Source organism: Baaleninema simplex PCC 7105, assembly GCF_000332355.1.
GTDB lineage: Bacteria > Cyanobacteriota > Cyanobacteriia > Cyanobacteriales > Geitlerinemataceae > Baaleninema > Baaleninema simplex.
Window position 1 is genome coordinate 102,339 of sequence record NZ_KB235962.1, and the last position, 14,374, is coordinate 116,712.

At 51.0% G+C, this 14,374-nt stretch carries 10 protein-coding genes and 1 tRNA gene; 3 read left to right on the forward strand and 8 right to left on the reverse strand.

What is annotated here, in order from left to right:
* The first annotated feature begins 467 nt into the window (after positions 1-467).
* Complete coding sequence (locus GEI7105_RS0125725; protein ID WP_026097967.1) at positions 468-1,658, forward strand: RNA-guided endonuclease InsQ/TnpB family protein; 1,191 nt, start codon at positions 468-470, stop codon at positions 1,656-1,658.
* A gap of 125 nt (positions 1,659-1,783) precedes the next feature.
* Here GEI7105_RS0125725 and GEI7105_RS0125730 read toward each other — a convergent pair whose 3' ends face one another.
* Positions 1,784-1,981 carry a hypothetical protein gene (locus tag GEI7105_RS0125730; RefSeq protein WP_017663244.1) on the reverse strand — a complete coding sequence of 66 codons (198 nt, stop codon included), beginning with the start codon at positions 1,979-1,981 and terminating at the stop codon, positions 1,784-1,786.
* Between the two features lie 367 nt (positions 1,982-2,348).
* Between GEI7105_RS0125730 and glyA the strand changes: the two genes are divergently transcribed.
* Both glyA and GEI7105_RS0125740 read left to right on the forward strand, forming a co-directional pair.
* Complete coding sequence (gene glyA, locus GEI7105_RS0125735; RefSeq protein ID WP_017663245.1) at positions 2,349-3,632, forward strand: serine hydroxymethyltransferase; 1,284 nt, start codon at positions 2,349-2,351, stop codon at positions 3,630-3,632.
* 172 nt (positions 3,633-3,804) lie between these two features.
* A complete protein-coding gene (locus GEI7105_RS0125740) occupies positions 3,805-4,866 on the forward strand; it encodes a glycosyltransferase family 4 protein (protein WP_017663246.1) in 1,062 nt (353 codons plus the stop codon).
* A gap of 9 nt (positions 4,867-4,875) precedes the next feature.
* On the opposite strand, the gene GEI7105_RS0125745 is transcribed toward GEI7105_RS0125740, so the two are convergent.
* The 7 genes from GEI7105_RS0125745 to GEI7105_RS0125775 form a co-directional block, all read right to left on the reverse strand.
* Positions 4,876-4,947 (reverse strand) — tRNA-Cys (locus GEI7105_RS0125745).
* 41 nt (positions 4,948-4,988) lie between these two features.
* Entirely contained in the window at positions 4,989-5,999 is a 1,011-nt protein-coding gene (cofG, locus tag GEI7105_RS0125750; RefSeq protein ID WP_017663247.1) for a 7,8-didemethyl-8-hydroxy-5-deazariboflavin synthase subunit CofG, read from the reverse strand.
* Positions 6,000-6,062: 63 nt separating this feature from the next.
* Positions 6,063-7,130: a CAF17-like 4Fe-4S cluster assembly/insertion protein YgfZ gene (ygfZ, locus tag GEI7105_RS0125755; RefSeq protein WP_017663248.1), complete on the reverse strand. Its 1,068-nt coding sequence runs from the start codon at positions 7,128-7,130 to the stop codon at positions 6,063-6,065.
* Positions 7,131-7,256: 126 nt separating this feature from the next.
* Entirely contained in the window at positions 7,257-10,940 is a 3,684-nt protein-coding gene (locus GEI7105_RS0125760; protein ID WP_017663249.1) for a HEAT repeat domain-containing protein, read from the reverse strand.
* 126 nt (positions 10,941-11,066) lie between these two features.
* Positions 11,067-11,438, reverse strand: coding sequence for a hypothetical protein (locus GEI7105_RS0125765; RefSeq protein WP_017663250.1), 372 nt, complete (start codon positions 11,436-11,438; stop codon positions 11,067-11,069).
* A gap of 10 nt (positions 11,439-11,448) precedes the next feature.
* Entirely contained in the window at positions 11,449-12,840 is a 1,392-nt protein-coding gene (gene argH, locus GEI7105_RS0125770) for an argininosuccinate lyase (RefSeq protein ID WP_017663251.1), read from the reverse strand.
* A gap of 58 nt (positions 12,841-12,898) precedes the next feature.
* Complete coding sequence (locus GEI7105_RS0125775; RefSeq protein WP_051044239.1) at positions 12,899-14,314, reverse strand: PP2C family protein-serine/threonine phosphatase; 1,416 nt, start codon at positions 14,312-14,314, stop codon at positions 12,899-12,901.
* Between the last annotated feature and the right edge of the window lie 60 nt (positions 14,315-14,374).

Genomic DNA, 14,374 nt, shown 5'->3' on the forward strand with positions numbered 1-14,374 from the left:
CGCTTGTTCTCAACTGGACGCCTCGAGGCTCGATCGGGGTTTCGGTTCGATCGTGTTGGTCGAAATATCCAGATATAACGGTTAAAACACGCCCCCTCCCGTTCGTGACAAACGGGCGATCGAGCGGGGGCGTTTTCTACAGCTTTCGATCGGCGAGCTGCGATCGAACAGTGATTGGAAAATCGAGGTTGAGGTTTCTACCTCGAGCTGTCTACCGAAAATTTTGGGGTTAGAGCCTCGCCCCCTTCGACTTGGCTCACTTCGACAAGCTCAGTGCGAGCAGGGCAAGCCTTCGACTTGGCTCACTTCGACAAGCTCACTTCGACAAGCTCACTTCGACAAGCTCAGTGCAAGCAGTGCAAGCAGTGCAAGCAGTGCGAGCAGGGCAAGCCTTCTAGGGCGACTTTTTGATTGCATATTTCAACAATCTTTGCTAGTCCAAAAATAGGTTATGCCGTTTTTAGGTGATGATTAACCTCACGTATCAGTACAAGCTTGCGCCCACCCAACAGCAGCAACAGACCTATGACGAATGGTTAGAAACCTCTCGTCGGGTCTGGAACTATGCTTTGGCAGAGCGCAAAGACTGGTACAAGTCGAGAGCCTGTCCCATCGACCGATGCTCTCTTCGAGGTGAGTACGTCATGTCCCCCGACGCGCCCCGACCCAGCTTTTCAAGCCAATGCAAAGCCTTAACCCAAGCTCGAAAAGTCTATCCTGAGTTAGCTTTGGCTCACGCTCAGATGTTGCAGCAAGTGCTACGACGTTTAGAAAAAGCCTTTGTCTCAATGTGGGAGAGAGGACACGGATTCCCCAGATTCAAGAAACCGGGGAGATTTCGTTCTCTGCTGTTTCCACAATTGGGAAAAGACCCCGTTCGGGGAAACCGCGTCAAACTCCCTGGGGTGGGTTGGGTGAAAATGCGACTCTCACGACCGATTCCCGAAGGCTTCGTTGTCAAACAAGCCCAAGTGGTCAAACGTGCTTCCGGCTGGTACGTGATGCTAACCCTTCAGTGCGATCTTGAAGTTCCTGACATCCTACCCCACGGGGAAGCCTTGGGAATTGACGTAGGATTGAGCAACTATCTGGCCACCTCCACCGGTGAGTTAGTACCAAGACCCCGATTCTTTGTAGACCTCCAGAGCAAGCTGAAATTGCTGCAACAGAGAGTGTCTCAAAAGGCTAAAGGGTCAAATAACTGGCGTAAAGCTCACCATAAGGTTGCCAAACTGCACGAATACATCCGCAACTGTCGTCAGGATTTCTTCTATAAGCTGGCTCACCGTCTCTGCGACGACGTGGGGATGGTGTTTGCAGAGAAACTCAACTTCAAAGCTTGGGCGAGAGGGGTGTTCTCAAAGCATACTCTCGATGCAGCTCACGGTGAGTTTTTGAGAATCCTGAAGTGGGTGTGCTGGAAACGCGGCGTCTTCTATGCGGAAGTGGACGCGAAGGGAACCAGCCAAATTTGTCCCAGTTGTGGTACGAATACAGGTAAAAAAGAGCTTTCAGTTCGCGTACATCGCTGTCCTGAGTGTGGATATACCACAGATAGAGATATAGCCGCCGCGCAGGTGGTCGTACAACGTGGACTTGCAGCCGTCGGGCAGACGGTCAAGATGTTTGGCGAGGGGTTAAGCGTAGGCTCCCCATAGACCCAAGAATCCCCACGCCTTCAGGCTGGGGAGTGTCAATAACTGAGAATTTTCAAAAGCAAAATAACCCGAGCGGAGCGTTCCCGTATCCGGGCGATCGCCACAGTTCGATCGATTAGTATCGATTAGTTAATATTGGCGATCGAAAATCCCATCACGCACTCGTATCGGTTGGGATGTTTATCAGTGAGCTTCCCGACAGCGTGTCCGCAATCGAGTTTTCCGTGATGCCAACGAGGTTGTCCGTTGCGATCGGCGAGCAAACAACCTTGGCACACTTGACAGGGGGGAAGCACTCGATCCTCCATCAGAACGACTAGCATTTCTGCAACACCTCCAAGAATTGCCTAAATTGCCCTATTTCCATTGTAGACGCAGTGTTTCAGTCACCAGTCGCCAGTCACCAGTCACCAGTGAAGACAGTTGATGGTTGATAGGGAATCGGGAACAGGGAATCGGGAACAGGGAACAGTTTCTTCCTTTTCTCCATTGCTCCCCTTCTTCCCCGCGACGCCCAAACGCGGTAAGATAAGAAATTTGGAGGCGTTGAGAAGGTTGGAGAGTTTCGATCGCTCCAAACTGGTTCTCTGCAAGATCTCAACCCCGAATTTTTGTCTCGATCGCACTGTCTCGATCGCACTGTCTCGTCCGTCCGACCTTCCTCTGCCCAACCGTCAGATACCCTAAACTATGACTCAGACGAACTTAGACTTCCTCGCTACCACCGATCCCGCTGTCTCCGATCTCATCGGACGCGAACTCCAACGCCAACGGGATCACCTCGAACTCATTGCCAGCGAAAACTTCACCTCGGCCGCCGTTCTCGCCGCCCAGGGATCGGTACTGACGAACAAATACGCCGAAGGACTCCCGAAAAAACGCTACTACGGCGGTTGCGAATTCATCGACGGTATCGAACAACTGGCCATCGATCGCGCGAAAGAACTCTTCGGCGCCGCCCACGCCAGCGTTCAACCCCACTCCGGCGCCCAAGCCAACTTCGCCGTTTTCCTCGCTCTCCTCAAACCCGGCGACACCATCATGGGGATGGACTTGTCGCACGGCGGACACCTCACCCACGGTTCCCCCGTCAACGTTTCGGGGAAATGGTTTAACGTCCAACACTACGGCGTCAGCCAGGAAACCGAACAACTCGATTACGATCGCATTCGCGAACTAGCCTTAGAACACCGCCCCAAACTCATCATCTGCGGTTACTCGGCGTACCCGCGCACCATTCACTTCGATAAATTCCGTGAAATTGCGGACGAAGTGGGAGCGTACCTCCTCGCCGACATCGCCCACATCGCCGGGTTAGTCGCCACCGGACATCATCCCAACCCCATCCCCTACTGCGATGTCGTCACCACCACCACCCACAAAACCCTGCGCGGACCTCGCGGCGGTTTGATTTTGACTCGCGACGCCGATTTGGGTAAAAAATTCGACAAAGCGGTATTCCCCGGAAGCCAAGGCGGTCCTCTCGAACACGTCATCGCCGGAAAAGCCGTGGCCTTTGGCGAAGCCCTGAAACCCGAATTCAAAACCTATTCCGCCCGAGTCATCGAAAACGCCAAAGCGATGGCCGCGCAACTGCAAAATCGCGGGTTAAAAATCGTTTCAGATGGCACCGACAACCATTTAATGTTGCTAGACTTGAGATCGATCGGCATGACGGGTAAGAAGGCCGACGCCCTCGTTAGCGACATCCACATTACTGCCAACAAAAACACCGTTCCCTTCGATCCCGAATCGCCGTTCGTGACGAGCGGCCTGCGTCTGGGATCGCCCGCGATGACCACTCGGGGCATGGGCAGCGAAGAATTTACCGAAATCGCGAACATTATCGCCGATCGCCTGTCGAACCCCGAAGACGACGCGATCGCCCAACAGTGCCGCCAGCGGGTCGCTACCTTATGCGAGCGATTCCCGTTGTATCCACATTTACGGATTCCGGTTGCGGCTCTAGCGTAACCTAGATTCTCGCGATAACAGAGTTGTCGGGCAGTCTTGCGGGCTGCCCTTTTTTTGTCGCGAATTCGCCGCGAAAACGCCCACGTCCGAATTTTGAAGTCTATTTTTTTATAGCGCGATCTGCCTCGATCGCGGTACACTAAAGCGCGATCTCGTCCCCCCAACATTTCAGATGCCCCAACATCTGTATCACGTTCTCGCATTCCTAGTCTCGGCCGCTGTCGTTCTCGTTACAACGCCCATCGTCAAAGCGATCGGAGTGCGAAGCGGGCGAGTCGATCTCCCCGGCGATCGCAAAGTTCACGATCGCCCGATGGTTCGTTTGGGCGGCGTTTCGATTTTCCTCGGAACCCTCATCGCCCTGCTCCTCGTTTGGAGACTCGGGGGATTTATCGATACAGACGGACAAATTCTCGATCCCGCCACAGAATACGAAATTTGGGGCGTTACCATCGGCGGCTTATTCTTTTTCCTCATCGGCTTGGCGGACGACTTGTTCAGCCTCTCCCCCGTCACCCGTCTGTTACTGCAAGTCCTCGTTTCCAGTTTAGTCTGGTCGATTTGCGGCGTTCGCATCGAGTTTTTGTCGATCCCCTTCATGGGCGTTGTAGAACTCGCCGATGTGGTGAGTTTGCCCGTCACGGTAATCTGGTTGGTGGGCATGACGAACGCGATCAACTGGATCGACGGCTTAGACGGCTTAGCTGCGGGCGTCTCGGGAATTGCAGCGGTCGTCATGCTGGTGGTGAGTTTGTTTATGCAGCAACCCGCCGCCGCCTTAATCGCCGCCGCCTTAGCTGGTGGAGCGTTGGGATTTCTTCGCTATAATTTCAATCCCGCCCAGATTTTTATGGGAGACGGGGGAGCGTACTATCTCGGTTTTACGCTGGCGGGAGTCGGCGCGATCGGATTGGTAAAAACCACGGCAGTCACGGCGGTATTGCTACCGTATATTATTCTGGCGGTTCCCATTTTCGATATGTCGGCGGTCATCGTCGATCGCGTTCGCAACGGAATTTCGCCCTTCGCCGCAGACAAGCGACACCTCCACCACCGCTTGCTCGATGCGGGGTTGTCTCACCGTCTCACAGTACTGTTTATTTATGCGTTGACGCTGTGGGTGGGCGGTTTGGCGTTGGCGTTCGCGGGACTCCCCAGCGGACAAGCCTATGCGTTAGGCGCAACGTCGTTACTCGGATATGCTGTCTGGAAAGCCCGACAACACGCGAGATAAAGAACAAAAAGGGGACACCCGGATTCGAACCGGGGGATGGGAGATTTGCAGTCTCCTGCCTTACCGCTTGGCTATGTCCCCAAGACGATAACCCTATCATTATAGCACATTTGCATGGAGTGTCAAATCGAAAAAATTGGATCGGCGAGATGCGATCGCCACCTCTCCACTTGTACCCGCAACCTCGGCGACAGCCACTCGTCGAACTGCGGATAAATCGGAAGTCGCCGCTGTAACCGCCACTTGGCGGGGTCTAGAATCTTCCGCAAGGTGCGATCGTGGGAGTGAGGATAATCTGGGTTCACTTCGTCTCGCGGTCCGATTCCGCCCAAATCTCGCGCCCCCGCCTCGAGACAATCTAGGAGAATTTCGGGAGTTTGCACCAAATTCGGCGGAATTTGAATCGTCACCTCGTCGGGTAAAATCTCTCTCGCCAACGCCACCACCTGGGGAAGTTGCGCCGCCTCAAATGCCGTTCCCGCCTCTGCTTGCTGGGTTCCAATGCTGTGAGGCTGCAAAATGACTTCTTGAATATGTCCCCAGCGACGCTGAATCCGGGCGATTTCCGCTAAGGTATCTCGCCAATCTTGGGGCGTTTCGCCAATTCCCAGCAGTAATCCGGTGGTAAAGGGGATTTTGAGGGTTCCCGCCTGTTCGAGTTGCTGAATTCGCAATTCGGGGCGTTTGCTGGGGGCGTTGCGGTGAACGGTGTCGAGGAGTGTGGGGGTGACTTGTTCCAACATCAACCCCATCGAGACGTTGACGGTTTTCAACCTCGCCATTTCCTCAAGTGTCAGAGGTCCGACGTTGGTATGGGGGAGAAATCCCAGCGATAAGCCTAATTCGCACAAGTCGTAAATTCGTTCAAACCAGGTTTTTCGCCGGGGATGGTTGGGGTGAACTTCGCCGCTGAGAATCAGCAGTTCGATCGCCCCGCTTCCGCGAAGTGAGGTTAAAATCTCTTTTCCCCGTTCTAGACTCATCCACTCGTCGCCTCCCGGTTCCACGCGAAAGTTGCAGTAGCTGCAACGATTGAAGCATTCGTAGGTGGGAACGAGGGTATAAGCGGGGCTGTAGGTGAGGGGAATTTGAGAGGGGGAGAGGGGGAGAGGGGGAGAGGGGGAGAAAGACATTTTCAGCCAACAGCGAACAGCAAACTGTGAAAACGGCGATCGGGTTACAGTGTCTTTATCTCATCACCCGATCGCCTCGGCTAGATATCCTCGGGAGAGAAAGGGAACGTCTACGACATCGGCGATCGCATCGCCAACGGTGACGGATAAGCCTTTTCCTCCGGCTTTGGTTCGGATGTAGCCTAAACCCACGTACCCGTCTTCTGTTGAAACGATACTGGTGAGTTTGCCGATTTTTGAATCTTCTAAGGTAATTGGCGTTCCGGGTTCGGCGGCGGAATTCAGACGCAATCCCCAAAGTTGCTGTTTGACGCCTTTGTAGGTGTTGAGGCGGGCGATCGTTTCTTGTCCGATGTAACAGCCTTTGTCAAAGGAGATGGTATGCCACAATCCCGCTTCTAAAGGATTGTAATCGTCGGTGAGTTCGGCGTCGGGGGCGGGGCGTCCCTGTTCGATGCGAAGGCGGTTCCAGAGGGTTTCACCGAGGGGAGTCGCACCGGTGTCGTACAGCGTTTTCCAAAGTTCGGCGGCGGCGTCGGCGTTGCAGATGAGAGTGTAGCCAGGGAGAGATAAGCCGCTTCCGGCGGCGATGCGGAGTTCGTGGGTGTTGAGGGTGACGAGGCGGTGGGTTCCGGGGGAAATGTCGTCGGAGATACCCAGTTTTTCGAGGAGCGATCGACTCTCTTCGCCAATGAGGGTAAAACAGGCGGTGTCGTCGGTGCGATCGCTCAATTCGACTTTATCGGCGGGGAAGATGTAGCGATCGAGCAGTTTCATGAGAGTTTCGCGACGACTGGGGGAAACGAGGAGTAATAGGGCGTCGTCGGTGATGTAGGCGGTGGCGAGATCGAGGGTTCTCGCGGTGTTGGTGAGGAAGACGGTATCGCACGCTTCACCGGGTTGGCGCGAGTTGAATTCGTTGGTACTTTGGTTGTGAACGAAACGCAGGCGATCGCCCTGTGTCAGTTGTAAGCGTCCCCAAGCGGTGCGATCGTACAGTGCGACACCGGTTCTCGCGGCGTTGAGGGCGTCGGCGTCGTTTCCGAAACTCAAAGGCGCCTCGACTCCCGGCGCAATTTCGCCGAATTTCGCTCCTAATGCGGTTTGGATCTCCCGTAAAGCCTGATTCATGATAAGTCGTAGCCGAATTGAATACGGATTGGTTTTATTAGCTTAATCGGAAGGAGACAGGGGAGACAAGGAAAATGCGGTAAACTGCCCCCTGTCTTTAGCTCGATCGTTCTGAAGTGTTCTGAATTATTGGAGAAGAGCCTGTTTTTCGAGAAAGAGTTCGTGGCGATAGTATCCACAGCGTTGTTGAATGGCCGCCAACATCTCGAACAAGCTACTGTTCGAGAAAAGGAGATCGGTATGCTGGTTAATTTCCGGAAGATGGTATCCTTTCGCACATTTTCTAAGCGCGTTAGAAGCACTTTCAAATATCTCGAAGTCTTCTTCCTCTAGTGAATAAGTCAAAACGCTAGCTGCTGCGTCACCTCCAACATTTCCTAACGCCTCAGCCACTCGATCTCGGGCATAAAAGCCTTTATCTCTCGATAAGTCTTCTTCATCTTTGAATAAATCGATGAGAGCCTCTACAGCAGCATCACCACCAATTTTTTCGAGCGCGTTAATTGCAGCTTCCAAAACATCGCAACGCAAATCATATAACGCTTCACCATCAGGATCTAAGTAAGCTTCTTCATTATAAAGTGTGTGAAGAATACTAGGAATAGCACGATCATCACCAATTTTTCCCAAGATTTTAATAATTTCAGGATAATATTTAATGTTTTGAAGTTCATCGCAGTTGAGAAAGTTAACAAGAAAAGGAACTGCTCGATTGTCTCCTATGTTTCCCAATATTTCAATCCAATATTGACATAAAGAATATTGTTTCTCTTTAAAAGCTCGATCGAGTGCGTCAAGCAGTGCAGGAACGGCTCGATTGTCTCCCATTTTTGCTGATATTTGGAGAAGAACTTCATGTTTAACAGGATTCTTTTCTTGGAGAAGAGCATCGATCGCTGTATCAGTGCTTATTTTATCAAGGTGCATTTTCCGAAGTGAACTAATTGCGATCCGACTGATTTGCAAATTCTCATCATCGACAGCCTTCAGTAAAGCAGAAAAAGCTGTATCGCTGCCAATTTCACGAAGTGCAGAAATAACAGAACCACGGTGTATTTTCGATTCTTTATTATTGAGGACGCTAATTAGAGCCTCTACAGCCAAGTCACTGCCAATTTCCCCTAATGCTACAGCAGCGCAGCTACACGCTTGATAATCTTTATGGCTTAAAACTTTAATGAGAGCGTTAACCGCTGCTTCGTTTTTGACTTCTTTTAATGCTTTGATTGCAACTTGGCGATCCTCTGAACTTCTATCATTGTAGATATCGATCAAAGTATTCACGGCTTCTTGACTGCCAATCTTCGCCAAGGCATTGATAACAGCTTTACGAAAGCCTGCATCCTCATCATCGAGCGAATTAATAAGATCGGGTATCGCCACATCACTACCAATTTTACCTAGTGTAGAAACAACTTCTTTAAGTAGCTTGTTTTTTGAGAAGCAGACTTGAAGAAAGTCCTTGACATAAATACTATCTGGATCGGACACAGAAGTATCGAGACTATTTAATCTTTCTAGCAGATTCCGTTCGTTGAGAATTCTAAGAAGAAAAGGAAGCGCATAGTCATTACCTATTTTTCCTAAAGTAACCACGATCTCCCAAGTCAAAGTAGGTGAAGTTCCATGAAACAAGAGTTCTTTAGCTTGATGTAAAGTTAATTTTTTATCCAACCAAGGAAAAATAGAGCGATGGAGAATTTCTACAATTCCGGGAACAGCAGCATCACTACCAATTTTTTTTAAGGCTTCAGCAACATAAAATTTATTAATGTTACGATCGAGTAAATCTAAAAGCATAGGAATAGCTGATTTAGATTTTGTGTTTCCTAATTCTTGTATGATACAATCGCGAAAGCCTCTGGGAAGCTTCTCATGATGTAAAATTTCACATAGAGCGTGTACAGCAGCATGACTGCCAATTTTACCTAACGCTGATATAACGGATGAGATAACATTGTAGGTGTGTGGTTGCTCGGGATATTCTTGAATTTTGATACAGAAAATTTGCATCAGGGCATTGACAGCAGCCCGACTTCCTATTTTCTCTAAGACTTTAAGAGCCATTAAACGAACCCGAATAGCAGTCGGACTTGCTCCTGCACTGAGTGCTGCATCAAGAAGAGTAGGAATCGCTGCATTGCTTTCAATTTGCTCGAGTACTGATTCTTTACAAACCCTTGTTGAGTCTGTCAGTATATCGAGAAGGGTTTGTGTTTCGGTCTCACCCGCTTGACGTGCGATCTTTTGCAAGGCTTCAGTAACTTTTGCGTACAAATCCCAGTTTCTTGTAGTTAGAGCTTCATTGAGAGCCAAAATAGAAGCGTTCGAGCTAATCTCTCCTAAAGCTAAAGCCGCACGTCCGCTTACATTTAAAGATTGACTGTTGAGGTAATCTTGTAGAAAGGGAACCGCAGCAACCGATTTTGTTGTTTTCAGCAGCTCGATCGAACCCTCTGACGAACATTCCCACTCGGCGATCGATCTCACGATTTGCGCTTGAAACGGCTCCCGAACCGCTCCCGCTAACCGCGCCCCCAACATCCAATCTACCTGCACGAACGCCAACCACACTACTCGCACCGCCAGCGCCTCATCCTCCAGCAATCCCAACGCCAGCACCATTGGCTCCGTCCATTTGAGAAAATTGAGATAATCCCGCGTCAGCACCTCATCGCTCAAATGCGGCAACCGCTCTAACAAGACTTCGGCGGCGAAATACGACTGTAACAGTGAATGGCGAAACTCAATTTGTCCATCTACCGGTTCTCGTAACAGGCGATGGCGTAAAAAACGATTCAGCCAAGATGTCGCTGCTTCCTGGGATTCCGAAACTCCCACTTCTCTGAAACATTCCGCGAATCCAATCAAAACTTGCTGGCGAGACATCACCCTCGTTCGCGCCGTCAGTCCATCTCCTTCGAGGCTTTGAGATGCCAACTGCTTCAACAGTCGATTCCCAGCTTCCCGCTCCGACTCGTCTGTTTGTTCGTCATCGTAACGTGCGAAAGCTCGCAACATCTGCCCGAGATTTTCGGGAACGGCGCGGAGTCGATCGAATGCGACACAGAGCATTTGCAATTGCAGCGGCGTTTCGGCGAACTCCTGCGATCGCCCGTACAATTGGGGCAACAACTGCGCCGCAATTTCAGGAAAATATTCCTCAATAAAATCGCTCGCCTGGGACGTTCTGAGCCGTTGTACCGTCAGCTTTTTCTCGATGCCAAACTCTCTCTGAGTCGGGAAATCCTGCATCGCCAACACCGTCGGCATGGTGTGATATCGATCGAGAAATTCCCACAAATCCTGTTGCGCTGCTTCCGTTGGTAACGCCTCCACGTCGTCGAACAGCAGGAAAAACCGCCCCGCTTGCAACTGCTGCGTCAGTTCCTCCACTGACAGAGATAGGCCATGTCGCGCCAATTCTCCCAGCAGCAAATCGATGACAGACTCGCGATACAGCCGTAACTTCACCAATACGGGAATTTTGACCGTCGAGTCGGTATTCTCCCGCGCAGTTTCAGCTAACTCCAGCAACAGGCGCACGAGTGCCGTGGACTTTCCCGATCCCGGCGCACCGCACAGCAAAACGCGATCGAGAGCGTAGGTTCGCAATGCCTCTGACAAATCGAGCAACCGAGCTTTTGGACTGCGACCGGAGGCTTGCACTTTCAACTCGAGATTCAGCCAAGACTCTTGTGACGGTTGTGCCTCTCGATCGCGCCTGGCTAAATCCACGAGCGCGTCACGCTCCCACCAGCGATCGAACTCCCGTTCGATGGAATTCAGGTAGCTTTGCCAGTCCGTCACGGCACTTCTCCTGTTAGATCTCGAAAAATCGATGTTTCTGTTTCTATTTTAGAGGGAAGAGAAGATCTGAAAAACCGCGATCGCCAGGTTTAAGTCCCCAGTGAAGACAGAAATAACTGCTTGTCCTTACTCTTCCCCAAACACGCCTCGGGCGATCGCTTTGGCTTTTTCGTCGAGACGTTCCCAGTCAATTTCGTTTCCGTCAAACAGGCTGGTATCGATTTCGACTTCCTGGGTTTCGCTGGGGGTGTGAGTGGGTTGGTAGTCGAGAAAACACACTCGATAGCAGAGTTCCCAAATATCGATAGTTTTCTCGGAACCGTTGCGTTCTAATCGCAATTGATACCCCGGAATTGGAACTTGAGTTTCGTGATAGGTTCCCTTCCACGACGATCGTTCGAGAAGTTTTCGTAAATTGTCGAGAATGCGAATTAAGGCAGGTTGCATCAATGCTTGTGCTTGATGCCATGCCAGTTGGTTGGTGAATTTGGGTTTCATAACAAACGTTTTATAGATCGTCTTTCACCATCTCTCGTGCAACGTTTAACGCCTCGCGAACTCTGTCAAACCCAGTTCCGCCAAAGCTGTTTCGGGCAGAAATCACCTGTTGCGGTGCGATCGCATCGTAAATATCAGCCTCGAATTTTGGATGCAAGTCTTGCCATTCTTCTAGCGTCAAGTCTTTGAGTAACTTATCCGACGCCAAACAGGTACGAACCACTTTTCCAACTAGGTTATAAGCTTCGCGGAAGGGAACCCCTTTCGCCGCCAAGTAATCGGCGACATCGGTGGCATTGGAGAAATCTTCGGTGACGGCTTCTTCAAGGCGTTGGCGGCGAAATTCTAACCCCTCGCGAAACAGAATCGTCATGGATTCTAAGCAACCGCTGACAGTTTTTACGGCGTCGAAGAGGGCTTCTTTATCTTCCTGTAAATCCTTGTTGTACGCCAAGGGCAGGGATTTCATTAACACTAACATTCCCTGCAAATGTCCGAAGACGCGCCCGGTTTTTCCGCGAACCAGTTCGGGAATGTCGGGGTTTTTTTTCTGGGGCATAATGCTCGAACCTGTCGAACAGTTATCTTTTAACTGAACGAAATTGAATTCTTGCGACGCCCAGAGAATCACTTCTTCAGAAAGGCGACTCAAATGCACCATAATTAAACTGGCGGCGTTGAGGAATTCGATGGCGAAGTCGCGATCGCTCACGCCATCTAAGCTGTTTGCGTAGGGGCGATCGAATCCCAGGAGTTCGGCGGTATAGTGGCGATCGATAGGAAATGTCGTTCCGGCTAACGCCCCGCATCCTAACGGCGAAACGTTGACTCGCTGGTAGATTTCCCCCAATCGTTCCCAATCTCGCTGAAACATCTCGAAATAGGCGAGGAGGTGATGGGCGAGACTGAGAGGCTGAGCGCGTTGTAGGTGTGTATAGCCGGGAATGGGCGTCTCGACGTGCTTCTCGGCTAAGTTGATTAAAACGGTTTGAAAATCTCGCAAATATTGGCGAATTTTCGTAATTTTATCCCGCAGGTACAGCCGGGTATCGGTTCCCACTTGATCGTTGCGCGATCGCGCGGTGTGGAGTTTTTTTCCAGCATCGCCGACGATTTCTGTTAATCTTCGCTCGACAGCGAAATGTACGTCTTCGGCATCGATTCCGGGGTTGAATTCACCGTTTCGGTATTCTTTGCGAATTTCTTCGAGTCCCGAAATCAATTTTTCTTTCTCTTCTTCCGAAATAATTCCTGTTTTTGCCAACATTTTGGCGTGGGCGATCGATCCCGTCAAATCGTACTCGATCAGTTCGATATCGAAACCGATACTGGCGTTAAAACGAGCGATCGCCGGATCGAGAGCAGTTTCAAATCGTTGGCTCCACGTATTTGGGTTAGTCATAAGAACGAGGAATTAAACGGTTAAAAAACAGACACAAAGAAGGAAAAAAGAAAAACGATTATGACGGTTCGGTTTTTTGTAACACAACTAGCGTCATATCGTCGTCGTTGGACTTGTGAGGGCCGATAAACTCGTGGACGCGATCGAACATATAATTTAAGATCTCTTCTGGGGTTTGGTGACGCTGACAGATGGTGTGAAACGCCTCCACTAAATTTTCTTCATCGAAGCGATCGCCGTGTTGGTTTGAGGCTTCAGTAAAGCCATCCGTATAAAACAAAATCGTATCGCCGTCTTCTAACACGACGCTGTCTTCTTCGTACTCCGTTTCCGCATCCAACCCCACTAACATTCCCCAGGTATCTAACCGAGACATTTCGTCCGTTTTCGACATCCACAGTAACGGTGGATTGTGAGCGGCGTTGCTGTAAGACAACGTTTCCGTTTTCGGGTCGTACTCCGAATAGAATAACGTGACGAAACGGTGGGAATTTTCCAAATCCGCGTACATGGCACGGTTGAGATGTTGTAGAATCCGCGCGGGAGAATGTTGGTTCAACGCCTCCGATCGCAACATTCCCCGCGTCAGGGTCATGATCAACCCAGCCGGAACCCCTTTCCCCATCACGTCACCGATCGCGATCCCCCAGCGGCCTCGTCCCGACGCTTCCGAGCGAGGCGATCGCACCAAATCGTGACTCGTGGGAATAAAATCGTAATAATCCCCGCCGACGCGGTTGGCCGTTTGACATCGCGCCGCCAGTCGAATTCCCTGAATCTCGGGACATTGACTCGGAAGCAAGCGCAACTGAATTTCCGCTCCGATTTCCAACTCGCGATCGAGCCGTTGTTTCTGTCGCAACTCCGCCGCCAGTTCGTCGTTGACGATCGCCACCGCCGTTTGATCGGCCACCAGTTGCACCAACTTACGCCGCGTTTCCGTCCATCGGTAATTGGGATCGCAACTAAAAACGTACAGCCGTCCCCGTTCCTTATCTTGAATCGAAATCGGCGTTCCGAACAAGCGCAACTCTTCTCCTAAATACTGAGCCACTCGTTCGTCGAGTTCTCCCGGCGTCGCACCTTCGGGTTCTAGCTGTCGCGTTACCGTCTCGATGGCGCGGCGCATATCCGTACAGGACTGGCCTTCTTGGCAGTGTAACCGTTGCAGGCGGATCTGACCGTCGGGTTTGAATAGGATCAGCGCACCTCCTTCAGCATCGGTTACGCGACTGGCGACTAAAGGAATCAGTTCGAGAAATTGATTGAGATTGTTAAAACTTCGCAGCGCGAACCCCAGAGAACTTAACAAATCTTGTGTTTTGTTTTGTTCCCGGTGCAATCGCGCCACTAACGCTTTGAGTGCAAACATGGGAGTCGGCTCGGAAGGTGGAGTCGGCTCGTTCGGTGTGGCAGGCTGTAACGACACAGACACAGCAGGTAAGGGATTTAAATCGGTTCGCTCGGGTGACATATCACAGCGAGCTGCCTTCTCGACAGGTTCGCCAAATCCTTTTAACAGAATTTTTTAACA